Origin of the sequence: Collinsella sp. AM17-1, assembly GCF_003470665.1 — a bacterium.
Classification (GTDB): Bacteria; Actinomycetota; Coriobacteriia; order Coriobacteriales; family Coriobacteriaceae; genus Collinsella.
The window spans coordinates 13,846-37,756 of record NZ_QRJZ01000023.1 but is presented as its reverse complement, the minus strand read 5'-3'; the positions used below and the strand labels follow the sequence as shown (position 1 = coordinate 37,756).

Below are 23,911 nucleotides of genomic sequence, written 5' to 3'. Positions count from 1 at the left end.
GGTGTGGGCGGTCGGCCTCATGGCCGAGGAGGCGTAGGGGGGCGGTCCCCCGCACATAAGCCAGTCACCCCGGAAGCGGTTCGATCCGAAGCCGTTGAGGCGAACCTCAGGTCCCTTTTCTGCGAGCGCCCAGGGCGCCACACGCGTGCACAGACTGTCGGTTCGACGTAGAAGCCTCAGCCGTAGCAACGGATTGCCCAGCGAGAGATCGCCACGGGCGGATATTAAACTGCAAAGACGAGCGTCGGTAAGACACGCCGAGGTCGCCGCGGACGGGTTGATATAGGGAGAGGGCCTGACCCCATATCGTTGGGGCCAGGCCCGATTTTGCCTCTTGACAATGTCCTGCTCATATTAAAAGGAACGTCGCCAGCTGCCGGATTAGGAGAGACTCTCCAGCACGCGACGGAGCTCATGCTGAACGGCGTGGTCGCGGTTGCAGCCTACGACACGATCGGCCACCGCCTTGAGCGCGGGGCGCGCGTTTTCCATCGCGCAGCCCGTGCCGACAAAGCGAATGATCTCGTAGTCGTTCATCGAGTCGCCAAACGCCATGACCTCGTCGCGACCAATGCCGTAATGCTCCGCGAGCTGCGCGATACCCGAGGCCTTCGACACACCAGGCTGCATGGCATCGATCCACGCGTTGCCCGAAGGCGCAAAAGTAAAGAGCTGACCAAGTTCGCGCTGTAGCACGTACGCACTGTCCATAACCGCACTGTCGTCGCAAAAGATACTCGCTTTGATGATATTTACGCTGGGATCGGGCAGCTCCCAAATACGCTCGGCATTGGGAAGGTCCTTATCGACCTCACGCACGAACTTGCACTCGTCATCGAGCAGGAAGGACTTGGTTCGGTCAAAGAGCGCAAGATGCAGATTGGGAAACGTCCTGACGGCTTGGGCGAGCCTTCGAATCGCCAGGTGCGAATACACCTCGCGGTCTACCATTTTGCCGTCGGCGAAGACCTGGGCACCGTTAGCTGCGACAAAGTCCATCTTGTCGCGAACGGGCGCAAAGAACTCGCACAGGCGATCGTAGCGACGACCTGACGATGCGGCGAAATGCACGCCATGCTCGTGTAGCGCCAGAATCAGTTCGTAGGTCTCGGGAGGCACCTGGCCGTTTTCGTCAAGCAATGTGCCGTCCATATCGGATGCAATCAGTTTAAACATAGAAAAGCTCCCTTCGGGCTTGTTGGAATCGAACGTGTATCCGATTCCAACGTACCCAAAGGGAGCTCAAATAAGACTCCGCGGGCGTAAACGTTACAAGGACCTGGCAAATAGCTCACACATGCCAGAGGTCTCACGGTCGCGGCGTCAGGCGACACGCCACCCCGACGGATAGTCGTTTAAGAACGTCCCCGATGACTAGTCGGCGTAGGTGAAGGTCGTGACGTCGAACATGCCCTCGGGGCGGATGCGGAGCGTCGGGATGACCGGCAGGGGCAGGAAGATGATGCCCATGATGGGGTCGAGCGGCGGCTCGATACCCATGGCGCGCGCCTTGACCATAAAGTCGTCGTGCTGCGCGGCGACATCCTCGGCCGTGCCCTCGCTCATAAGGCCACCGAGCGCCAGCGGAATGCGCGCCACGACCTCGCCGTTGCGCACCAGCACGTGGCCGCCCTGGCCCACGGCCTCAACGGCAGCCATCATGTCCGCCGCATTGTCGCCCACCACGCACACGTTGTGCGAGTCGTGGCCAATCGTGGAGGCAATGGCGCCACCCGTGATGGTAAAGCCGCGCACCCAGCCGCGACCGATATGCTTGCCAACCAAGCCCAGACCCGCGGGGCCGTCACCGTCGGCGCCCTCGGCCTGCAGCGACACGCCGCGGCCGTGGCGCTCGATCAGCATAATGCGGCGCAGGCCCTCGGCACTCTCGGGGCGAACCATACCCGTGATAGCCATACCCGGGATGACATCGATAACGGCCTCGCCCGGCTTAAAGGCATAGTCAAACACGTCGAGCGAAAGCTTCGGCAGCTTAACGGAGGCGCGAAGCTCATCGGCAAGCGCCGCAACCTCAGCCATCTCGGGTGCGATCTCGCCCACAAAGGTGCCGTCCTGCGCCACCAGAGCACCGGCGGCATATACGCGATGCGGAGCCGTGGCGAACGTCAGGTCATTAAGCACCAGCAGGTCGGCGCGCTTGCCCGGGGCAATCGCACCACGCAGCTCGTGCGGGTCGCGGCAGCCGTGATCCAGGCCAAACGCCTCGGCCGTGGAGAGGGACGCCATAGAGATAGCGACCACGGGGTCGATACCGGCCTCAATCGCCACGCGGCAGGCATTGTCGATCATGCCAGTCGCAAGCGCATCGGAAGGGGCGCGGTCGTCAGTCGCAAAGCAGCAGCGGCGGGCGCGCGCGGGGTTCTCCAGCAGCATCGGCGACAGATTGGCCAGGTCATGGCTGCACGTACCCTCGCGCAGCATCACGTACATGCCACGAGACAGTTTATCGAGCGCCTCCTCGGGAATCGTCGACTCGTGATCGGCGATAATGCCCGCCGCGGCATAGGCATTAAGGTCCTTGCCGGCAACGAGCGGTGCATGGCCGTCGACCTGCTTGGACGGCGTCTGGTTGGCAGCATCGATGCGAGCACAGGTCTCGGGGTCGGCCATAAAGACACCCGGCAGGTTCATCATCTCGCCCAGGCCAAAAACATCGCCCGGATGCTCGGCAAAAAACGCCTGCATGTCAGCGGCGGTAATCACAGCGCCCGCTTGCTCATCGGGTAGCGCGGGCACGCACGAGGGCATCATGTACTTGATGGAAATGGGCGCGCGGCGACCGTCCTCGATCATAAAGTGCAGGCCGTCCAGGCCCGCCACGTTGGCGATCTCGTGGCTGTCGGCAATGGCAGTGGTGGTACCGCGCGTCGCCGCCATGCGCGCATACTCGGCGGGGCGGATGTTCGAAGACTCGATATGCAGATGCCCGTCAATAAAACCAGGAGCGAGATAGCGACCCTGGCAGTCGATGACCTCAGTTGCCTCGTAGGTGTCAGCGGCATCGTCGCGACCATCGTAGAGCACGCCGACGATCAGACCGTCCTTGACGGCAACGCTACCGGGCGCCACGCGCTGACCGTACACGTCGACAATCTGCGCATTGGCAAACAGCGTGTCGACGGGCACGCGCCCCTCGGCAGCATCGATCACAGACCTCATGACCTCAACGGACATACATACTCCTTTAACCGTAGAAAAAAGCTGCGGAGCGGACAGACCTTCACCGCAGCAAGCCAATAGCCATTGTATGCCAAAAAGAAAGTCCCGCTAACACCCCTTCCGCTTAACGGCACCGCCAAATGATCCCTCCGTCCCCAAGGGATCGTCGCAACCAAAAAGGCCGCAGTCGGGATTCCCGGCTGCGGCCTTATTGCACTTGTGAGGTCAACTCGCTCGTTAGACCAACTTAAAGCCCTTGCGCTTGCCCACGGAGAGGGTGTCGCCCAGTTTGAGGGCGCTCGGATCGATGTTGTAGCTCTTGGGAGCCACAGCCTTGCCGTTGATCTTGACGCCGCCGCCGTCGATGTCGCGGCGGGCCTGACCGGCGCTGGCCGAAAGGCCCAGGTCCTTGAGCAGGCCAGCGAGGTAAATCTGGCCCTCGTCGTTGACGGTCAGCTCAACGTGCTTCTCGGGGAAGTCGGCAAGCTGGCCCTCCTTGAACACACGGTCGAACTCGGCCTGGGCCTCGTCGCCGGCGCCGGCGCCGTGGTAGGTGTCGCACAGGTCGCGGCCTAGAGCGCGCTTGAGCTCGTAGGGGTCGGCGGAACCGTCGGCCAGGGCGGCATCGATCTTGTCGACCTCGGCCGGGGCGAGCGAGCTGGCCAGACGATAGTACTTGCCGATCATCTCGTCGGGGATGGACATGGTCTTGCCGAACATATCCTTGGGAGCGTCGGTCAGGCCGATGTAGTTGCCATAGGACTTGGACATCTTGCGCACGCCGTCGGTGCCCTCGAGCAGCGGCATGGTAAGCGCGATCTGCGGCTCCATGCCCATCTTCTCCATGAGCTCGCGGCCGGCGAGCAGGTTGAAGAGCTGGTCGGTGCCGCCCATCTCGACGTCGGCCTTGATCTGCACGGAGTCGAAGGCCTGCATCACGGGGTACAGAAACTCGTGCAGGGCAATCGGCGTCTGGGACTGGTAGCGCTTGGTAAAGTCGTCGCGCTCAAGGATGCGGGCGACGGTGAACTTGGAGCACACCTGCAAAAGACCGGCCAGGTCCATCGAAAGGATCCAGTCGCCGTTGTGCACGATGGTGGTCTTCTCGGGGTCCAGGATCTTCATGGCCTGGCTCACGTAGGTCTCGGCGTTGGCCTCGATCTGCTCCTGCGAAAGCTGCGGACGGGTGGAATTCTTGCCCGAGGGGTCGCCGATCAGCGCGGTACCGTTGCCGATGATGAGGGTGACGTTGTGGCCCAGGTCCTGGAACTGGCGCATCTTGCGCAGGGGCACGGCGTGGCCCAGGTGCAGGTCGGGGCTGGTGGGGTCGACGCCGAGCTTGATGTTGAGGGGCTCGCCCTTCTCAAGCTTCTTGCGAAGGTCGGCCTCGGGGACGATCTTCGCGGCGCCCGAGGTGATGATACGCATTTGCTCGTCAACAGACAGCATTGGGTATCCTCCTTTTGCCATAGCACCCTCACCGGATACGGCGGTGCTGGAAGTTCATAAACTCTCTTATGATAACCAAAACGGCGCGGCCGAACACCTACGACAGGAAAATCCTCGTCCTGCCGCACGCATCAACGGCGACCGGCAGGCGCATGCCGTCGCGCTCGACCAAATATCGTGTTTGCTGACGGCGCGAGCAGTCACGGCAACGGATCTGCCCCGTTGCATCCGTGGCGCAGGCGCCCTCGGCAGTCAGCAAGCAGTGCTCGCACACCATGAGCTCGGGACGGTCGGCATCGACAGGCCCCAAGACACCGGAACAAGCGGCAAGCTCGGCAACACGCTCGGCATCATTGCCGAGCAACTCGGCCGACAAGTACACCCGCCCCGCCCCGAGTCCGCGCAGCCAGGTAAGCGTGACCCGATTCGCGCAGAACACCGGCGCCGCCACGTCAAACGCCACGCCCAGCTCACGCACCATCGCCACCTGTCCCAGGTTGCGGCAGACGACGCGCCCGGCACGCTGCATCAGCGAGCGGGTCCGGTCAGCGTCACCCGTGCGGCACACCTCGTCCAGCACCACAACGGCGTCGGACAAATCAAGTTCTCCGCGCGGGTCGGCATCCATCAGCTGCCAAGCAAAAACCATGCGAGCGGGAACCGCGCGCTCCACCAACTCCGTCGACGCACCGCCATCCACCGCAACGTCCTCAAAGGGCAGCACCTCAACGGCACGCGCAACGGGCGCAATCGCATCCGCCTCGGCCCGCATGCGCTCCAACACCGCCGCTGTCTGATCCAACACGCCGGCGCTGCGAATCAGGTATACCTCGCAGCCCGTGCCCACCTTACGCTTGCAATGCACGACGACGCGCTTCCCCGCTGCGGCATCCACCGGGCAGGGCACCTGCGGCCAGCGCTTGGGCACATCGGGACGCGCGTCGGCACCCGGATAGAACCGAATCTCGAGCGTGTCACCCGCCGCCACGGCAGCGTCGAGCTCAACGGTCACCTCTTCGTGGCCCACAGCGACCAAGCGCCCCACGCGCACGCCCTGATTAATTGCGCGCTCAAAGCTCATCAGCTCGGCACCCGAACGCCCTCGCGGGTACGCATCGGTAAACCCACGGTTAAACGATCTTCCAAGCTCGCGTTCAAACTCTTCCACGGCACCGGGGTCCCACGCGCCGTCGCACAGCATATCGAGTGCCCGGCGCCACACCCGCACCACGTTGAATACGTAATCGGGGTTCTTCATGCGCCCCTCGATCTTGAGCGACGCCACGCCGGCATCTACAAGCTCGGGCAGATGCGCAATACCCAGATAGTCATGCGGACACAGCAGACGATCCCCCTCGACGGCGACAACGCTCTGTCCCGCCTCGTCCACTAGGTCGTACGCCAGACGGCACGGCTGTGTGCAGTCGCCGCGCATCGCCGATCGTCCACGCCGCAGGGCCGAGAACTCGCACGCCCCCGAATAGCCGATGCAAATCGCACCGTGGCAGAATACCTCGATGGGCACGCCCGTGGCACAGAGCGCCGCAATCTCGTCGACCGTCAGCTCGCGCGCCGTCGTCACGCGCTCGACCCCCAACTCATCGGCGGCAAGCCGCACGGCGCCTTCGCTATGAACGCCCGCCTGCGTAGACAGGTGAATCTCGACCCCGGGAATCGCCGCGCTCAGCGCGCAGGCCAACCCGGCATCGGCCACAATCAGAGCATCGGCGCCCAGCTCCAGTGCATGAGCTCCCAACGCCACCGCGTCGGACAACTCATCGTCAAACACGAACACGTTGAGCGTCACGTACACACGCACGCCATGGGCATGCGCCACGGCGCAGCCGCGCGCAAACTCGTCATCCGTAAAGCCGTGGGCGCTCACACGGGCGTTAAAGCCGCCCAACCCCGCATAGATGGCATCGGTACCCGCGGCGATAGCCGCAAGCATCTGGTCGAGTCCGCCCGCCGGCGCCAGCAGCTCGGGCAGCGCCGCACTGACGACATCCAATCCAGTCTCGCATTGTCCGCTCGGCCCCATCGCCCGAATCGCCATCGACAAACTCCTTACCAAGGTATGCATTCACTCTGAAAAATGCCGTCTTCCAGCATACACGAGGCCTCGCGCGCCCCGTTTGGTTTATCGTGTAATAACTTATGTCCATCCTGCCCCGACGGCACATCCACCGTCCGGCACGACATACCTGGAGGTCAATATATGGGTCCTCGCCAACGACAGGGACACAGCCGTTCAAAGACGCACGCCCTGCCCATAATCCTGCTCTCGTTTTTGGGCTTTCTGCTGATTGCGGGCGTGGCGTTTGGCATCGGCATGGTCGGCAACGTCAACCGCTGGCTGTCCGATCTGCCCGACTACACCGACGCCAACGCGTATCTGGTGAGCGAGCCCACCGAGATCGTCGACTGCAACGGCAACAAGATCGCGAGCTTCTACACGCAAAACCGCAAGTCTATCACCAAGGACGAGGTCTCCCCCTACGTGCTGCAAGGCACCGTTGACGTCGAGGACGAGCGCTTCTACGAGCACGGCGGTATCGACCTGTGGGGTATCGCGCGTGCTGCGGTGGCAACCCTCGGCGGCGGACACGAAGGCGCCTCGACGATCACCCAGCAGCTTGTGCGCAACACCATCCTGCAGGAGGAGCAGTTCGACTCGACCATCGAGCGTAAGGTGCGCGAGGCCTACATCGCCATCAAGATGGAGGACATGTACTCCAAAGACGAGATCCTCATGATGTACCTCAACACCATCTATTACGGCCACGGCGCCTACGGTATCGAGGCCGCCGCCGAGACCTATCTGTCCAAGAGCGCCGCCGACCTCACCCTGAGCGAGGCCGCGCTGTTGATCGGCCTTCCCAACTCGCCCTCGCAGTACGACCCCACGGTCAACCCCGACCTGGCGCTGTCCCGTCGCAACAAGGTCCTCGACAACATGTTGCGCCTGGGCCACATCACCCAGGAGGAGCACGATGCCGCACAGGCCGAACCCATCACCCTCAATGTGACCGAAATCTCGGGCAGCGGCGTCGACGTATACTCGCAGCCCTACTTTGTCTCCTACGTCAAGCAGCTGCTGGAGCAGGAGTTCTCGACCGACGTGCTCTTTAAGGGCGGCCTGACCGTCAAGACCACCATCGACCCCACGATGCAGCAGGTGGCAGAGAATGCCGTCCGCGAGCAGCTCGACACGCTCTCGCTTGACGGCCTGGACATGGGCATGGTCGTCGTCGACCCCAAGACCGGCTACATCAAGTGCATGGTGGGCGGCTACGACTACAACGCCGACGAGAACCACGTAAACCATGCCACGGCCAAGCGTCCCGTCGGCTCCACCTTTAAGGCCTTTACGCTGGCAACTGCCATCCAAAACGGCATGAACCCCAACGTCACCCTCAACTGCAACTCGCCGCTCAAGGCCAAGGGCACCACGACCGAGGTCCAAAACTACGCCAACCATAGCTATGGCAACATCACGCTTAAGCAGGCGACGGCATACTCCTCCAACACCGGCTACATCCAGGTGGCGGAAGCCGTCGGCAACAGCAAGATCATCTCGCTCGTCAAAAAGCTCGGCATCGATCCCGCCAAGGACAACATCGAGGACGTTCCCGTCATGACGCTCGGCACCGGCTCGATCTCGCCGCTCGAGATGGCCGCCGCCTACGCGACGTTTGCCAACGGCGGCTACTATCGCCAGCCGATCGCCATCACCGAGATTGACTCTCGTACCGGCTCGGTGCTGTACCAGCACACTGACAATCCCTCACAGGTGCTTACCGAGGGCGAGGCCGCCGCGGTCACCGATGTTCTGTCCGGCGTCATGCAGGGCGGCGGTACGGGCGCTGCCGGTGCCCTAAGCGTCAACCAGCCCTATGCCGGCAAGACGGGCACCACCGACAACACCACCAACCTGTGGTTCTGCGGCTATACCCCGCAGCTGGCGTGCGCCCTGTGGACCGGCTATTCCGCGGGCGAGATCCCCATCCAAAAATACGGCACGGACCTGCTGGGCGACAGCACCAACCTGCCTGTCTTTAAGCGGTTTATGAACACCGTTCTGACCGGTACCGAGCGCGAGGAGTTTGTGACCGGAACGGCTCCCACCTATAAGAACAACAGCGTCTGGAAGTTCTACGGCACCAACAACACCAAGAAGTCGGAGAACGACGACAAGGACAAGGACAAGGACGAGAACGAGGACGAAGAGGAAACCACCACAACGACTACCACGACGACCACGACCACCGAGACCACGGGCGGCGACACCACCGGCGGCACCGGTACGACCGGTGGCTCGACGGGCGGCTCCACTGGTGGTTCGACCGGCGGCGATGGCGGCACGCCTACGCCTACGCCTACGCCTACGCCCACTCCCACTCCCGACCCCTCGCCCACGCCTGACGATACGGTCGGCTAAGAAGTACGCGACTAAAGCCAACAAGGCCCCGAGCAGCTTATTGAACTGCTCGGGGCCTTTTAGTTTGAAGCGACCTGGTGGGCGGTCTTTATACCGGCAAACAAAAAGGGGTACCGACCAACGTCGATGCCCCTTACAAGCCACTATGTCAGCGCACACAATGCCGAGCGCACGACCCGCACACCTACTTGCGAGAATTGCTCAACTTATTGATCAGCGCCTCGAGACGCTCGCCGTCCTCGGCCGTCTGGGCAATAACCAAAATCGTATCGTTGCCGGCAAGCGAGCCAAGCACATCGGGTAACTCTGCCGCATCAACAGCGGCGGCGATGCCGGAAGCCGTGCCAGGCTGAGCCTTGATCATAACCAGATTATCAGTACGCAGAACGCCCGTTACGAGCTCGGAAACCATACGCTGCAGGTGCAGGTCCTCTGCCAGAACATAGATGCCCTCAGGGAGCTTACGCAGCCCCATATCGGCAATATCGCGAGAGACAGTCGCCTGCGTGCAATCAAAGCCCATAGCACGGAGCTCATCGACCAGCACGCGCTGCGTGCGGACATCCTTATTGCGCACAATATCTCTAATGGCATCCTGGCGCCCATTGCGTTTTTTAGCCATACAAACCCTCTCTCCAAAAGATGGCGGAGACAATCAATCAGTGATTGAATAGTTTAACGCTATTTGAAGGCTTTTGTGTATAAGAACGCATTTCGAAACAATTCTATGCAAGTTTGTTTCGTAATGAGCCGTTTAGGCGGTTTTTGCGCCCGTCCGGTTAAGAAAAGCTGCCAGATGCGTACACATCACGCAGCGCGCGGGCTTGGCGCTGGCGATCGGCCCAAACAACAGACCGAGTCCCCGATGGTTATCCTTGAGCGCGGCGACCATCTGACGGGTTCGAGGCGCCTCGAGCATATCACGCATGCGGGCGGAACGCTCGATTGACGACACCCCATGCGGGCTCAGACACAAATTCTCGATGCAGGCGACCAGTCCGGCAAAGTAGAACTTTTGGCTTGCCAGCTTGAGCCGACCACCGCTATCTGCTTCCGAGAGTGAGTCCGCAAGCTCGTCGAGCGCTCGAGTGTCATCGGATATCCTGGCATACATGGTGGGATCAAAGGCATCTGTAAGCTTAGGTGCCGCCGCGTGGAAACAAGCGTCGCCGCAGCCAGACACGAATCGTGCCTGCGAGAGCGCATAAGCCATAAACTCAACCGTACGGTACGCCTTGCCGCGCGACAGGCATGCCTCAAACAGCGGACGGCTATACATCACGCCAGAGGTCTGAGCGACTAGGCCGCCCAAAATCAACTGGGACAGCCCAGTCGCCATAGAAGACTCGTCTTCTATGGCAATAGAGGCAGCATCCAAGACACGCGAATGGCGCTCTCGATGTGCATCATAGCGGTCGAGCGACACCGTGGGGAACACTATGTCTGCCGCAGTATCGCACGCGATATCGACCATCTTGGAAAGGGACTGCGGAGCAAACCACTCATCGGCGTTCATGGCGATGATTTGAGAGCCGCGCGAGGCATCAAAACCGGCACGAAGACAAGCGCCGCGCTTCGCGTCCTCGACGTCAATCAAATCAATATGGATGTCCCTGTCAGCAGCAACTTGAAGCGAATGGCGCACACCGGGCACAGCATCGCGGCAGACAACGACAATCTGCAAATCATAGAGGTCTTGGTTCTGGATACTCTCGAGCGCACGCATCGCATAGCTGGGCGAACCTTCTACCACAAGGATCACCGAAAGTCGCGGATGCGAACAACGTCGAACCAAGTTTTCCATCCTCTCGATAGCACCAAATCAAACTGTCGTTCATGGTACACCCGAGCTATAAAAGCAACGAGGCACCGGTTGCACTGCACGCCAAGAACAGATGTTGCACACGCGCAGCCCACAGATGACAGGTGCCGACGAACGGCGCGTCGAGCCCTCCCCTAGTCGAGCACGACAAGCTCGGCGGGATCGTAATCCACGCCCATAAACGTAAGGCCGCAGGCAGGAGCCGTGGGGCCCGCAGCGGTACGGTCGCAGGCATCGATAACCTCGCGCATCCACTCGGGTTCACGGCGATGCATGCCAATCTCGACAAGCGTGCCCACGATCGTACGGACCATCGAATGCAGAAACGCATTGCCCTCGATGGTGAACGTCAGGATGTCCTCGCCAAACGCAACCTCATGGCCAAACTCGGCACGCATCACGCAGCGATGCGTGGGCTTGCCAACGGCCGAGGCAACCTTGCAAAAGCTTTTAAAGTCCTGCTCGCCCAGCAGCGCGGGGCAGGCGGCCGCCATCGCATCGACGTCGAGGGGATAGCGATGCCACCACACAGCACCGCGTGACAGCACGGGGCGTGCATCGCGATCGGCAATACGGTACGTATACGTACGGGAACGCGCGTCAAAGCGTGCAGAAAAGCCCTTACGGGCCCTGTAGACCTCGTTTATGGCGATGTCTTTGGGCAGCAGGGCATCCATAGCCCGCAGCCACCTACGGCGCGTACACGCGAGCTCAGCGTCCGTTACGGGCACACTGATGTACTGAGCCACGGCATGTACGCCGGCATCGGTACGCCCCGCGCACGTCAGATCAATCGGGCGGCGAAGCAGCGTCTCAATTGCTCGACGTAGCTCACCCGCAACCGTCGTCTGTCCCGGCTGCTCGGCAAATCCGCTATACAACGAGCCATCATAGGCCACGCGAAATACGAGCGTGGCGTCAAGCTCGGAAATCGAATTGAAATCAGACGGCGCAGTCATGGGCGCTCCCAACAAACAAGCAACGGTATCGCGACAAAAAAAGAGGGGTACGCGAACGTACCCCTCGAATATAGCCTATGCAGACGGAATGTCTACTCAGCGGTCTCCTCAGCAGCAGTCTCCTCGACAGCCTCGACCTTCTTGGGAGCAGCGGCCTTCTTGGGGGCCGGAGCAGCCTTCTTGGCCTTAGGCGTGCAAGGCTCGGTGACGAGCTCCATGATAACGATGGGAGCGTTGTCGCCCTTACGGTTACCGAGCTTCATGATGCGGGTGTAACCGCCGTTGCGGTCCTGCCACATGCCCTGAGCAGCCTTGTCGAAAATCTCGGCAACGAGCTGCTTATCGCCGAGCTTGGCGATAGCCAGACGACGAGAGTGCAGGTCGCCCTTCTTGGCCCAAGTGATAATCGGGTCGACGACCGAACGCAGCGCCTTAGCGCGGGTCTCGGTGGTCTTGATGCGGTCGTTCTCGAAGAGGGCCTTAGCAAGGCTCTTCTTCATGGCCTTGGTGTGGCTCGCATCGGTGCCGAGCTTCAGGCCCTTCTTAACGTTGTGACGCATGGTCTAGTTTCTCCTCAAATATGCGAAGCATTAAGCCTTCAGGCTCAGGCCCATGGACTCAAGCTTGTCCTTCACTTCCTCGATCGACTTAACACCGAAGTTACGGATGTTGAGTAGATCGTTCTCCGAGAACTCAACGAGCTGACGGACCGAGTGAATGCTGGCGCGCTTAAGGCAGTTGTAGGAACGGACGGAAAGGTCCAGATCCTCGATCTGCTTGTCCAGCTCGGCGTTGTCGTTGGTGACCTCGGGAGCGAAGATCGAAGCCTCCTCCTCGACCTCGGGGGTCTCGGCAAGGTTCATAAAGGCGGCCATATGCTGGTTAATGATATTGGCAGCCTGGACCACGGCGTCGCGCGGGGCGATGGAGCCGTTGGTCTCGATCTCGAGGACAAGGCGGTCGTAGTCGGTGTGCTGACCGACACGGCAAGCCTCAACGAGCTTGGCGCAACGGGAAACCGGCGAGTACAGCGAGTCGACGTGGATCACACCGATGGGATCGTTGTCGCGCTTGTTGGCCTCGCCAGAAACATAGCCGCGGCCATAGCCGATGCGCATGCTCATGGTGAGATGGCCACCCTCGGTGAGCGTAGCGATGTGCTGCTCGGGGTTGACCAACTCAAACTCGGACGGAATAAAGAAGTCCGCACCGGTGACCTCGCAGGGGCCGTCAACCGAGATGGTGGCGGTCGCCTCGTCGGTCGTGCCGAGAGCCCTGAAGACAAGACCCTTGACATTCAGGACGATGTCGGTGACATCCTCGACCATGTTAGGGATGGTCATGAACTCGTGCTGCGCACCATCGATCTGAATAGCCTCGACGGCGGCACCCTCGAGCGAGGACAGAAGAACGCGACGAAGGGAGTTACCCAGCGTATCGCCGTAGCCACGCTCGAGCGGCTCGACGGAGACACGAGCAGACGTCTCGTTGATCTCTTCGACCTGAACCTGAGGCCTAATGAATTCTGACATGTATTACCTCCAGCCTCAGCAGCCCGGATGGACTACTTAGAGTAGAGCTCGACGATGAGCTGCTCGTTGATATCACCGCTGATCTGCTCACGCGTCGGCAGAGCGAGCACGTTACCAGACAGCTTCTCGATATCGACCTCGAGCCAGCCAGGGACCTCAAAGCGCTCGGAGGAAATCAGGGCCTCCTTGATGGGGAGGAGGTCACGGAACTTCTCGCCGACAGCGACGACGTCGCCGGCCTTGACGCGGTAGGACGGGATGTCCACGCGCTTGCCGTTCACGGTGAAGTGACCGTGACGGACGGACTGACGAGCCTCTTTGCGGGTGCGGGCGAAGCCAAGACGGAAGACGACGTTGTCGAGGCGAGACTCAAGGATGATCATGAGGTTCTCACCGGTGACGCCGTTCATCTTGCGGGCCTTGTTGAAGTAGCCGTGGAACTGCTTCTCCAGAACGCCATAGATGAACTTGACCTTCTGCTTCTCGCGCAGCTGCATGCCGTACTCAGATTCCTTGCGACGGCGCTTGGGCTGACGGATAGATTCCTTCTTGCTGCTGTAACCGAGCTCAGCGGGATCGATCCCGAGCTGACGGCAGCGCTTAAGAACAGGAGTCCTGTCGATTGCCATATTGATACGATCCTTTCAGTTACACGCGGCGACGCTTCTTGGGGCGGCAGCCGTTGTGCGGAATGGGGGTCTTGTCCTGGATGCTCGAGACCTCGAGGCCAGCAGCCTGGAGGGAGCGGATGGCGGTCTCACGACCGGAGCCGGGACCCTTGACGAAGACGGAAACCTTCTTCATACCGTGCTCCATGGCCTGCTTGGCAGCAGCCTCGGCAGCCATCTGGGCAGCGAACGGCGTGGACTTACGGGAGCCCTTGAAGCCCACCTGGCCAGCCGACTTCCAGGAAATGACGTTGCCCTGGGGATCGGTGATCGAAACGATCGTGTTGTTGAACGTAGAACGAATGTGAGCCTGGCCCACGGAAATGTTCTTACGGTCCGCGCGCTTCAGACGGGCAGCGCGAACGTTCTTCTTAGCAGTAGCCATCTATCTAGCGCTCCTTATTTCTTCTTCTTAGCACCGATCTGACGCTTCGGGCCCTTGCGGGTACGAGCGTTAGTGTGGGTGCGCTGGCCGCGGACCGGGAGGCCCTTGCGGTGACGAAGGCCGCGGTTGCAGCCGATGTCCATAAGGCGCTTGACGTTCTGGTTGCGCTCACGGCGGAGGTCGCCCTCAACCATGATCTGGTTCTTGTCGATATAATCGCGGATGGCGTTAACCTCATCCTCGGTGAGGTCCTTAACGCGCGTATCCACGTTAATGTTGCACTCGACGCAAATCTTCGTCGCAGTGGTGCGGCCGATGCCGTAAATGTAGGTCAGACCGATCTCAACGCGCTTCTCACGCGGGAGGTCGACACCATTAATACGGGCCAACGTAGTCTCCTCTCTTAACCCTGACGCTGCTTATGACGGGGGTTCTCGCAAATGACGAGGACCTTGCCATGGCGCCTAATGATTTTGCACTTATCGCACATCTTCTTGACCGAAGGACGTACCTTCATCGTTCTTCCTTTCGGTAGCGCTCAAACTACTTCCCTACTATCTACTCGCCCAGCCGCAGGCGTTTAAAACTATGGCTGGTCTTCACACACAATCCGACCGTAGGTTGAGCTAAGCCTGCAGTCGGAAATGGAGTGCGTGTATGCGTGCCGCTATTTGTAGCGATAGGTGATGCGGCCGCGGGTCAGGTCGTACGGGGAAAGCTCCACGACAACCCTGTCACCGGGGAGAATACGGATGTAATTCATTCGGATCTTGCCAGAAATGTTGCACAGAACCGAATGACCGTTCTCGAGCTCAACCTTAAACATGGCATTGGGCAACGGTTCCTTTACCGTACCCTCGAGCTCAATTGCGTCTTCCTTCTTCACAAGCAATCATCTTTCTCTAGAAAACGACAGCGATTGAGTATTTTACAACACGTATGCACGCATCGTAATAACTTCGTAATGGCTCCACAACTAAGTGGAACTTGTTACATTTGAAATGTTAAGGCGTGCATTTGACGCAAGTCCTACATTTCACCGCCCTGCAAGGAACACCAAGCACCTTGGGCATCCGTGGTGAGAATCACCGGACCGTCATTGGTAATGGCGACGGTGTTCTCGTAGTGCGCGGCGGGCAGGTGGTCGTTGGTCGTAACAATCCAACCGTCGGAGCCCGTGCTCACATGGTTGGAACCCATCGTAACCATCGGCTCGATGGCAATGACCATGCCGGCCTGGAGGCGAACGCCCCTCCCCTTCTTTCCATAGTTAGGAACGTTGGGGTCCTCGTGCATCACGCGGCCAATGCCATGGCCCACATAGTCACGAAGCACACCGTAACCGTGAGACTCGGCGAGGGACTGAACGGCATAACCAACATCCCCGATATGGTTACCGGGAACAGCCTGCTCGATGGCAGCCTTAAGGCAATCGCGCGTAACCTCGCACAGGGCCTTGGCCTCGGGCGTGGGGGTGCCGACGAAAAACGTCCAAGCGTTATCGCCGACCCAACCGTCGACAACGGCTCCCGTATCGATGGAGATGATATCGCCATCGCGCAGGATCATGTCGGGGTTGGGAATACCGTGGACCACGGCATCGTTGATCGATGCGCAAATGGTCCCCGGGAACCCGCCGTAACCCTTAAAGGCCGGGGTGCCGCCATGCATGCGGATAATCTGCTCCGCGAGCTGATCGAGCTCAAAAGTCGAAACGCCGGGGCGCACCATGGCTCCAACGTGGCGGAGCGCCATCTTAGATAGCGCTCCTGCCTTCTTCATCTGCTCGATTTGCGTTGCAGACTTAATCTTGATCATAGACCGAGAGCCTCTTTGACATCCCCGTACACGGTCTCGCGAGCCTGGTCACCGTTGACCGACTTGAGCAGACCCTGGCCACGATAGTAGTCGACGAGCGGGCTCGTGGACTTCTCGTAGACGTCAAGACGGTTCTTGATGGTCTCGGGCTTGTCGTCTTCGCGCTGATACATCTCGCCACCGCACTTGGGACAGGTGACATCGGCAGCGGTGCCGGTGTAACCGCAGGCGCGGCAGGTACGACGCGAAGACAGACGATCGATGATGACCTCGGGGGCCACGTCGACCAGAAGGGCGCAGTCGATCTCGCGACCCATGGCGGAGAGCTCGGAATCGAGCGTCACGGCCTGGGCGGTGTTGCGCGGGAAGCCGTCGAGGATGAAGCCCTGCTGGGCATCGTCGGCGGCGAGGCGCTCCTTGACAAGGTCGATTACGAGCTGGTCGGGAACGAGCTCGCCAGCGTCCATGTACTTCTTAGCCTGAATACCAAGCTCGGTGCCACCCTTGACAGCAGCACGCAGCAGGTCGCCCGTGGAAATGTGAGCGACGCCAAACTCAGCGACGAGCTCCTGTGCAACGGTGCCCTTACCGGCACCCGGAGCTCCGAGCAATACGAGGTTCATGAGCAATCCTCCTCTAGCCTATTTAAAGAATCCATCGTAATCATACATCTTGATCTGGCCTTCGAGCTTATCGACCGTGTCGAGCACGACGCCGACCATGATGAGGATGGACGTGCCGCCAAATGCCTGGATCAGCTGGTTACCCGTGAAGGAGAAGATGATCGAAGGCACGATGGCGATGAGCGCCAAAAAGACAGCGCTGGGAAGCGTGATCTTGTTGAGCGCGTTCTTGATGTAGGCCGCGGTAGCCCTACCCGGACGCACGCCCGGAATAAAGCCGCCCTGCTTCTTAAGGTTGTCGGCCGTGTCATCGGGGTTGAACACCATGGAGGTGTAGAAGTACGCGAAGAACACGATGAGGACAACGTTAAGCACCCAGTTGAGCCAACCGGTCGAAAGCGCGGAGGCAACTGCCTGAATCCAGCCGATGCCGGGGAAGAACACGGCAATCTGAGCCGGGAAGTACAGCAGCGCCGAAGCGAAGATAATCGGCACGACACCCGCGGTGTTGACCTTGATGGGCAGGTAGGTGGTCTGGCCACCCATCATGCGACGGCCCACGACGCGTTTGGCGTAGGAGACCGGGATGCGGCGCTGGCCGCGCTCAAGGAAAACGATCAGCGGGATAACCAGCAGGATGATGGCGCAGATGATCACCATGGTGATGATGCCACCGGCATTGCCCTCGGTGCTGGAGAAGATCGCCTGCGGCAGGCCGGCCATGATGTTCGCAAAGATGATCAGCGACATGCCATTACCGATACCGCGCTGGGTGATGAGCTCACCAATCCACATGATCAGCATAGCGCCCGCAGTGAGCGTGCCGACGATCATGAGGTCGAAGATGATCTCGGGAGCGCCGGCGCCATTAAAGCTGATGCCGAAGCTCTTAAAGAGGAAGAGGTAACCCACGGAGTTGAGGATTGCCAGAGCCAGGGTGAGGTAACGCGAATACTGCGTAATCTTGGTCTGACCGACCTCGCCCTCGCGGGCAAGCTCATGCAGGGAAGGCACGACGGCCTGGAGCATCTGGAGGATGATTGAGCTGGTGATGTAAGGCATGATGCCCAGCGAAAACACCGACACATAGCTCAACGCGCCGCCAGAGAAAAGATTCAGGAGGGCCATAGCACCTGCGGCGACCGAATTGTTATCGGTCGAGAAAAGGCCCAGCATCCCCTGGAAGGGAATGCCGGGCACAGGAACGTGCGCACCAATGCGGTACACGACGAGCATAGCTATGGTAAAAAGAATCTTTTCGCGCAATTCTTTGATGCGGAAAGCATTCTTAAGACCATTTAGCACGGCAGCTCGACCTTTCCGCCGGCGGCCTCGATCTTGGCCTGCGCAGAAGCGCTGACCTTGTCGACCTTGACCGTGAACTTCTTGGTGAGCTCACCATTGCCGAGCACCTTGACGGGCTCGAACTCGCTCTTGGTGATGCGAGCGGCCTTAAGAGCGGCACCGTCGATCACAGCGCCATCCTCGAACTTACGCTCGAGACGCTCAACGTTAACAGCGGTGTACTCGATACGACGGGGGTTGCGGAAGCCCGGAAGCTTGGGCAGGCGCATAGCCAGCGGAGTCTGGCCACCCTCGAAGCCGGCACCCTTGGTGCCGCCAGAGCGGGAACCCTGGCCCTTCTGGCCGCGGCCAGAAGTGGTGCCGTGACCCGAAGAATTGCCACGGCCGACGCGCTTGCGGTTCTTGGTGGAACCGGGCGCGGGAGTAAGATCGTGAAGCTGCATTTGCTACTCCTCTACAATCTCGACAAGGTGCTTGACCTTGAAGATCATGCCGCGGACGGACTCGTTGTCAGCAATCTCGCGAACCTCGCGGATCCTGTGGAGACCGAGGGCACGGACAGTACGGACCTGGTCCTGCTTGCAACCGTTGGTGCTGCGGACCTGCTTGATCTTGATGGTGTCAGCCATGCTTAGTTCTCCTTACCGACGAACATCTCGGAGACCGTCAGGCCACGGCGAGCCGCGACGTCCTCAGGGCTGGAGAGCTCCTTGAGGCCCTCGACGGCAGCCTTGATGATGTTGAGGCCGTTGTCGGTACCGAGGGACTTGGACAGGACGTTCTTGATGCCAGCAAGCTCAAAGAGGGGACGCACAGCGCCGCCGGCGATAACGCCGGTACCCTCGACAGCGGGCTTGATGATGATGCGGCCGGCACCAAAGTGGCCGAGAACCTCGTGCGGGATGGTGCCCTGCTCGGTCACCGGCACGTGGAACATGTTCTTCTTGGCATCGAGAGACGCCTTAGAGATGGCCAGGGGCACCTCAGCGGACTTGCCCATGCCAACGCCGACGTTGCCCTTGCCGTCGCCAACGACGACGAGAGCGACGAGGCTCATGCGACGACCACCCTTGACGGTCTTCGACACGCGGTTGATGTAAACGACGCGCTCCTCGAACTCGGAGGCCTCGCGCTGCTGCTTCTGATTACGAGCCATGTGCTACATACCTCCTAGAACTCGAGACCGGCGGCACGAGCACCGTCGGCGAGGGCCTTGACGCGGCCATGGTAGATACGGCCACCGCGATCGAAGGCGACCTTGGTGATGCCGGCCTCGATGGCACGCTTGCCAACGAGCTGACCGACCTTCTCCGCAGCCTCCTTGTTCGAGGTGTGGGTGCCCTTGAACTCGGCCTCGAGGGTCGAGGCAGAGACGAGCGTCAGGCTGGAGCCCTTGCTGTCGTCGATGATCTGGGCATAGATGTTGGCGTTAGTACGGGTCACGCGAAGACGCGGACGCTCGGAGGTACCCGAGACCTTGCCGCGAACACGACGCTGACGACGCTTGAGGCCTTCCAGCTTCGCCTTATGCTTGTTCATACGTAAACTCCTAAAAAGGTTGATCTTGCCAGCACCTGACGGGGTGCTGGTCTTATGCGAGTGAGTCGGTTACGACTACTTGGCGGCCTTACCCAGCTTGCGGCGGATGTGCTCGCCAACGTAGTGGATACCCTTGCCCTTGTAAGGCTCGGGAGGACGATGGCCGCGGATCTCAGCGGCGATCTGACCGACCTGCTGCTTGTTGATACCCTTGACGTTCACGTGGGTGTTGTCGGGAACCTCGAAGGTGATGCCCTCGGGAGCCTCGACGATCACGGGGTGCGAGAAGCCCAAGGAGAACTCGAGGTTCTTGCCCTTCTGCTGCACGCGGTAACCGACGCCGGCGAGCTCGAGCTTCTTCTCGAAGCCCTCGGAAACGCCAACAACCATGTTGTGGATGAGGGCGCGGGTGAGGCCGTGGCGGGCACGGGTCTCACGCTCGTCGTCGGGACGGGAAACGGTGAGGACGTTGTCCTCGACGTTGATAGCGAGCTTCTCAAAGACATCGAGCTCGAGCTGGCCCTTGGGGCCCTTGACGACAACGTTGTTGCCGTTGACTGCCACTTCGACTCCGGCGGGAATCTGGACAGGCTTATTACCGATACGAGACACGGTGATCTCCTTTCCTTCTACCTACCGAGCGAATTACCAGACGTAAGCGATGATCTCGCCGCCGACGTTGTGCTTGCGAGCATCGCGGTCGGTCATGACGCCATGGCTGGTGGAAATAATGGCGGTACCAAGGCCACCGCGGACGCGGGGCATGTCGGCAACGCCGGTGTACTTACGCAGGCCCGGCTTGGAAATGCGGCGGATGCCGTTGATGACCTTAGCCTTCTTGGGACCATACTTAAGCGTGATGTGCAGAGTCTTCTGGGGAACGGTGTCCTCGACATCGTAGCCCTCGATGTAGCCCTCCTCGTGCAGAACACGAGCGATCTCGACGAGCTTCTTGCTGCTCGGCATGGAGACCGTGGCCTTGTTCACAGAGTTAGCGTTACGGATGCGCGTAAGCATATCTGCGATCGGGTCTGTAAGGTTCATACAGATTCTCCTTCGTTCTTGATGAACACGTGCTCTTGGTTCTTCGCCGCCCTTAACGGCAAAGCCTTTTTAGCGCGTTTTCCCTGTTCCAAACTGATGCTTGAAACGCTGGTAGTGACTTACCAGCTGGCCTTCTTAACGCCGGGAAGCTCGCCCTTGAGTGCAAGCTCGCGGAAGCAGACACGGCACAGGCCGAACTTGCGGTACACAGAGTGCGGACGGCCGCAGCGCTGGCAGCGCGTGTACTCACGAGTAGAGAACTTCTGCTTGCGATTGCACTTGACGATCATCGATGTCTTAGCCACTTATATCCTCCTCACATAGAGTATTGTTCGCCCCAAGCGCCGCCCCCTTGTGGGAACGGCGCTTATAGGGCAGGTGAACCTATTTCTTGAACGGGAAACCGAAGGCGTCCAGAAGGGCCTTGGCCTCCTCATCGGTGTTGGCGGTGGTCACGAAAGTGATGTCCATACCACGCTGGTGATCGACGGAGTCGAAGTCGATCTCGGGGAAGATGAGCTGCTCGGTGACGCCCATGGAGAAGTTACCACGGCCGTCGAAGCTCTTGGCCGAGATGCCGCGGAAGTCGCGGATACGGGGGATCGCGACGGAGGTCAGACGATCGAAGAACTCCCACATACGGTCGCCACGCAGGGTAACCTTGCAGCCGATCGGCATACCAGCGCGCAGGCGGAAGGTAGCGATGGACTTGCGGGCACGGGTGATCATCGGCTGCTGGCCGGTGATGGCGCGCAGGTCGCGCACAGCACCGTCGATGGCCTTGGAATCGGTAGCGGCCTCGCCGACACCCATGTTCACGACGATCTTCTCAAACTTGGGGATCATCATGACGTTCTCGTACTGGAACTTGTCCTGAAGCTGCTGCTTGACCTCGTTGTTGTACTTGGTCTTCAGACGCGGCACATACTTCTCTTCTGCCATTGTTCACTCCTTCTTGGGGTTTTAAGCACGGGGCGTGGCCACGATGGGTTGTCCTCGTGCCTCCTGGCTGCATCCGCGCCGCTCATGGCATTTCGCGGTTTGGACTCGACGCAGCAGGAGCCGACAAAACAATCGGTACTATACGCGCATCGGGAACGTATTTCCAGAAAAACCTCGTCTGCCTGCACAACTCCACAACTCCCCCGCACAAATGGGTCCCAAAAAGCAGTTGCGGTGAAATAGGGACTGTTGGGCGGCCTAACAGGCTTAAACAATCCGTATTTCACCGCAACTTATTGGTGGGGATGCGATTAGCGCTTGCGGGGGACGAGCTTGGTGCGGCGCAGGTGGATCATCTCGGCGGCGATGGAGATAGCGATCTCCTCGGGATCCTCTGCCTCGATGGCGACTCCGATCGGCAGGTGCAGCTCGTCGATCTGGTCCTGCGTAAAGCCCTCCTGCTCCAAGCGAGCCCGCACAAAGGCCGTCTTGCGACGCGAGCCCAAGCAGCCCAGATAGGCGGGTTTGGCACGCATGGCCTGAATCACCACGTCGATATCGGACTTGTGGCCTGCTGTGGCCACGACCACCAAGTCGCGCGGACCGATGGGACACAGCTCGCTCAGGTTCTTGTAATCGACCAGGCGACGATCGTAGACACCGGGCACCCATTCGGGCGTCAGCGTGCCGGGGCGGTCATCGCACGCCACAACGGCAAAGCCCGCCGCCGTGAGCACGCGCGCCGTCGCGGCGCCCACGTGTCCGCAGCCAAAGATGTAGGTCAGGCCCTCGGGGCAGAGCGTCTCGATGTGCGCCGGGGGAATCTCGGAGGCGGCGTTGGTGTAGGTGACCTTACTCCCCTCCTCCACCAGCGAAAGCTCGGGGCAGTCGGCTATGGTATGGCGCGATGCCCCGCCATGGTACTCGGCCACATCGCCCTCGAGCGCGTTTGCGATAAACGGTTCAAAGTCGATGACGAAGTCGCCGATGCGTCGATATGCCAAGACGTCGGCAACCGATTGGAACAACGGCACCTGCGATACATCCAGGTGCAGATAGCACAGGCAGATGGCTCCGCCGCAGATCATGCCGGTATCGGAGTTCTCACCGCCCATGGTGTAGCGGACCAGACGCGATTGACCTGCGGCCAGCAGCTCGCGCGCCTCGTCCAGCGCAAAGAGCTCAATCTTGCCGCCGCCGATGGTGCCCGCTTGGCTGCCATCGGCAAAGACGGCCATCCAGGCGCCCACGCCGCGCGGCGATGACCCTGCCGTGCCGGCCACGACCACCAGCTCGCACGTCTTACCAGCCTTCAGAGCGCCAAGCGCAGCATTCACCACATCGAGCTTTTCCATCGTCGCTTCCTATTCCTGAAATACACCGGTGAGCATGGCGAGCGCCTCGAGCACGCCGCCGCCGACCGACGTCGCTTTGTCCGAAATGTAGTTGATATAGCTGGCATCGCCGCGCGGATCGACATCGGCGCATTTAAAGCCCTCAGTCACCTGCACGCCGTTCGCCAAAAGCCCGCGCAGACAGCCATCGATCTGCGTGCACATGGGCGTATCGCCCGCGTAGCCAATCACGTCTCCGGCACTCACGATGTCGCCGATCGCGCGGTCGGACCTAAACACGCCGGCGGCGGGGCTGTGGATAACGCGCTCCTTGCCATAGCCGGCGATGATGCCCGGCACGCCCGTATTGGGCTGGGGCGAACCTTGGGTGATGACGCGGCCGAGGAAATGACCGCGCATGGTCTCGACCACGGCGTCGCAATCGACCGGCGCGGTAAAGCCCGGCCCTACGGCGATGACGACAGGCGCCATATCGCGCATGGTGCCCAAGTTGCGCTTAGCCAGAATCGCGTCGACCACGGCAGCAGGCTTCAGTTCGTCGAGCATCTTAGCCTGGGGGTCTACCACGACGGCGACGTCTCCGGCCTCGGTAATTGCAAGCGCCTCTGCCGGCGTCTGCGCCAAGCGAGCGCAAATGCCCTCGACCTCGACCTCACCCAGGCGAATGGCCTCGCAAAAACTGATTGTGCGACGGATGCACGTGGGGACCGCGATATCGGCCATAACGACCGACACGCCGGCACGTACCAAACGGGCAGCGACACCCGTGGCGATATCGCCGGCGCCGCGAACATAAACGAGCATTCCCGGGGCACCTCCCTGTGCTACGGTTTGAGCAGAGCAAAAGCG

The 23,911-nt window shown here is 60.5% G+C and carries 28 protein-coding genes; 1 reads left to right on the top strand and 27 read right to left on the bottom strand.

All coding sequences use genetic code 11. The features are described from left to right. Positions 1 to 381: 381 nt before the first annotated feature. The 4 genes from DW195_RS09300 to DW195_RS09285 all read right to left on the bottom strand — a co-directional run bounded on the left by DW195_RS09300 (position 382) and on the right by DW195_RS09285 (position 6,685). Positions 382 to 1,176, bottom strand: a complete 795-nt coding sequence (locus DW195_RS09300; RefSeq protein ID WP_118206523.1) for a Cof-type HAD-IIB family hydrolase — start codon at positions 1,174 to 1,176, stop codon at positions 382 to 384. Between the two features lie 198 nt (positions 1,177 to 1,374). After that, entirely contained in the window at positions 1,375 to 3,195 is a 1,821-nt protein-coding gene (locus DW195_RS09295) for an adenine deaminase (RefSeq protein WP_118206522.1), read from the bottom strand. Between the two features lie 222 nt (positions 3,196 to 3,417). Then, positions 3,418 to 4,629 (bottom strand): tyrosine--tRNA ligase, encoded by a 1,212-nt coding sequence (tyrS, locus tag DW195_RS09290; protein WP_118206521.1) that lies wholly within the window; start codon positions 4,627 to 4,629, stop codon positions 3,418 to 3,420. 97 nt (positions 4,630 to 4,726) lie between these two features. Beyond that, positions 4,727 to 6,685, bottom strand: coding sequence for a peptidase U32 family protein (locus tag DW195_RS09285; protein WP_158567932.1), 1,959 nt, complete (start codon positions 6,683 to 6,685; stop codon positions 4,727 to 4,729). 162 nt (positions 6,686 to 6,847) lie between these two features. Here DW195_RS09285 and DW195_RS09280 point away from each other — a divergent pair, with 162 nt between their 5' ends. Next, positions 6,848 to 9,070, top strand: a complete 2,223-nt coding sequence (locus DW195_RS09280; protein WP_118206519.1) for a transglycosylase domain-containing protein — start codon at positions 6,848 to 6,850, stop codon at positions 9,068 to 9,070. 184 nt (positions 9,071 to 9,254) lie between these two features. On the opposite strand, the gene DW195_RS09275 is transcribed toward DW195_RS09280, so the two are convergent. The 23 genes from DW195_RS09275 to yqeB all read right to left on the bottom strand — a co-directional run bounded on the left by DW195_RS09275 (position 9,255) and on the right by yqeB (position 23,866). After that, a complete protein-coding gene (locus DW195_RS09275; RefSeq protein WP_006235280.1) occupies positions 9,255 to 9,692 on the bottom strand; it encodes an arginine repressor in 438 nt (145 codons plus the stop codon). A 132-nt stretch (positions 9,693 to 9,824) separates the two neighbouring features. Next, positions 9,825 to 10,823, bottom strand: coding sequence for a glycosyltransferase (locus DW195_RS09270; RefSeq protein WP_158567931.1), 999 nt, complete (start codon positions 10,821 to 10,823; stop codon positions 9,825 to 9,827). Positions 10,824 to 11,026: 203 nt separating this feature from the next. Further along, the gene (truA, locus tag DW195_RS09265) at positions 11,027 to 11,851 is read right to left on the bottom strand and encodes a tRNA pseudouridine(38-40) synthase TruA (protein ID WP_118206517.1); all 825 of its coding nucleotides are present in this window, start codon (positions 11,849 to 11,851) and stop codon (positions 11,027 to 11,029) included. A 92-nt stretch (positions 11,852 to 11,943) separates the two neighbouring features. Next, positions 11,944 to 12,411, bottom strand: a complete 468-nt coding sequence (gene rplQ, locus DW195_RS09260; RefSeq protein WP_055252240.1) for a 50S ribosomal protein L17 — start codon at positions 12,409 to 12,411, stop codon at positions 11,944 to 11,946. A gap of 30 nt (positions 12,412 to 12,441) precedes the next feature. Further along, positions 12,442 to 13,383 carry a DNA-directed RNA polymerase subunit alpha gene (locus tag DW195_RS09255; protein WP_006235276.1) on the bottom strand — a complete coding sequence of 314 codons (942 nt, stop codon included), beginning with the start codon at positions 13,381 to 13,383 and terminating at the stop codon, positions 12,442 to 12,444. 32 nt (positions 13,384 to 13,415) lie between these two features. After that, positions 13,416 to 14,012 carry a 30S ribosomal protein S4 gene (rpsD, locus tag DW195_RS09250; RefSeq protein ID WP_006235275.1) on the bottom strand — a complete coding sequence of 199 codons (597 nt, stop codon included), beginning with the start codon at positions 14,010 to 14,012 and terminating at the stop codon, positions 13,416 to 13,418. A 19-nt stretch (positions 14,013 to 14,031) separates the two neighbouring features. Continuing rightward, positions 14,032 to 14,436 (bottom strand): 30S ribosomal protein S11, encoded by a 405-nt coding sequence (gene rpsK / locus DW195_RS09245; protein ID WP_006235274.1) that lies wholly within the window; start codon positions 14,434 to 14,436, stop codon positions 14,032 to 14,034. A gap of 14 nt (positions 14,437 to 14,450) precedes the next feature. Beyond that, positions 14,451 to 14,825: a 30S ribosomal protein S13 gene (gene rpsM, locus DW195_RS09240; RefSeq protein ID WP_118206516.1), complete on the bottom strand. Its 375-nt coding sequence runs from the start codon at positions 14,823 to 14,825 to the stop codon at positions 14,451 to 14,453. 14 nt (positions 14,826 to 14,839) lie between these two features. Then, positions 14,840 to 14,953, bottom strand: coding sequence for a 50S ribosomal protein L36 (rpmJ, locus tag DW195_RS09235; RefSeq protein WP_006363204.1), 114 nt, complete (start codon positions 14,951 to 14,953; stop codon positions 14,840 to 14,842). A gap of 150 nt (positions 14,954 to 15,103) precedes the next feature. After that, positions 15,104 to 15,322, bottom strand: coding sequence for a translation initiation factor IF-1 (gene infA / locus DW195_RS09230; RefSeq protein ID WP_035137443.1), 219 nt, complete (start codon positions 15,320 to 15,322; stop codon positions 15,104 to 15,106). A gap of 143 nt (positions 15,323 to 15,465) precedes the next feature. After that, on the bottom strand, positions 15,466 to 16,254 hold the full coding sequence (gene map / locus DW195_RS09225; protein WP_006235270.1) for a type I methionyl aminopeptidase: 789 nt from the start codon (positions 16,252 to 16,254) through the stop codon (positions 15,466 to 15,468). After that, positions 16,251 to 16,877, bottom strand: a complete 627-nt coding sequence (locus DW195_RS09220; protein WP_118206515.1) for an adenylate kinase — start codon at positions 16,875 to 16,877, stop codon at positions 16,251 to 16,253. The genes map and DW195_RS09220 overlap by 4 nt, the downstream gene beginning before the upstream one ends. Positions 16,878 to 16,895: 18 nt before the next feature. Next, a complete protein-coding gene (gene secY / locus DW195_RS09215) occupies positions 16,896 to 18,182 on the bottom strand; it encodes a preprotein translocase subunit SecY (protein ID WP_055252237.1) in 1,287 nt (428 codons plus the stop codon). Then, positions 18,176 to 18,625, bottom strand: a complete 450-nt coding sequence (gene rplO, locus DW195_RS09210) for a 50S ribosomal protein L15 (RefSeq protein ID WP_006235267.1) — start codon at positions 18,623 to 18,625, stop codon at positions 18,176 to 18,178. The genes secY and rplO overlap by 7 nt, the downstream gene beginning before the upstream one ends. A 3-nt stretch (positions 18,626 to 18,628) precedes the next feature. Further along, positions 18,629 to 18,811, bottom strand: coding sequence for a 50S ribosomal protein L30 (rpmD, locus tag DW195_RS09205; RefSeq protein WP_006235266.1), 183 nt, complete (start codon positions 18,809 to 18,811; stop codon positions 18,629 to 18,631). Between the two features lie 2 nt (positions 18,812 to 18,813). Then, a complete protein-coding gene (gene rpsE, locus DW195_RS09200) occupies positions 18,814 to 19,338 on the bottom strand; it encodes a 30S ribosomal protein S5 (RefSeq protein ID WP_055252236.1) in 525 nt (174 codons plus the stop codon). Positions 19,339 to 19,352: 14 nt separating this feature from the next. Continuing rightward, complete coding sequence (rplR, locus tag DW195_RS09195) at positions 19,353 to 19,721, bottom strand: 50S ribosomal protein L18 (RefSeq protein WP_006235264.1); 369 nt, start codon at positions 19,719 to 19,721, stop codon at positions 19,353 to 19,355. A 75-nt stretch (positions 19,722 to 19,796) separates the two neighbouring features. Then, entirely contained in the window at positions 19,797 to 20,333 is a 537-nt protein-coding gene (rplF, locus tag DW195_RS09190) for a 50S ribosomal protein L6 (protein ID WP_006235263.1), read from the bottom strand. A gap of 33 nt (positions 20,334 to 20,366) precedes the next feature. Next, positions 20,367 to 20,765: a 30S ribosomal protein S8 gene (rpsH, locus tag DW195_RS09185; RefSeq protein WP_006235262.1), complete on the bottom strand. Its 399-nt coding sequence runs from the start codon at positions 20,763 to 20,765 to the stop codon at positions 20,367 to 20,369. Between the two features lie 119 nt (positions 20,766 to 20,884). Further along, on the bottom strand, positions 20,885 to 21,070 hold the full coding sequence (locus DW195_RS09180) for a type Z 30S ribosomal protein S14 (RefSeq protein ID WP_022094280.1): 186 nt from the start codon (positions 21,068 to 21,070) through the stop codon (positions 20,885 to 20,887). A 79-nt stretch (positions 21,071 to 21,149) separates the two neighbouring features. Further along, positions 21,150 to 21,707, bottom strand: a complete 558-nt coding sequence (rplE, locus tag DW195_RS09175) for a 50S ribosomal protein L5 (protein WP_006235260.1) — start codon at positions 21,705 to 21,707, stop codon at positions 21,150 to 21,152. A gap of 311 nt (positions 21,708 to 22,018) precedes the next feature. Then, the gene (locus DW195_RS09170; RefSeq protein ID WP_118206514.1) at positions 22,019 to 23,062 is read right to left on the bottom strand and encodes an XdhC family protein; all 1,044 of its coding nucleotides are present in this window, start codon (positions 23,060 to 23,062) and stop codon (positions 22,019 to 22,021) included. Positions 23,063 to 23,071: 9 nt separating this feature from the next. Beyond that, positions 23,072 to 23,866 (bottom strand): selenium-dependent molybdenum cofactor biosynthesis protein YqeB, encoded by a 795-nt coding sequence (gene yqeB / locus DW195_RS09165; RefSeq protein WP_118206513.1) that lies wholly within the window; start codon positions 23,864 to 23,866, stop codon positions 23,072 to 23,074. Positions 23,867 to 23,911 lie beyond the last annotated feature (45 nt).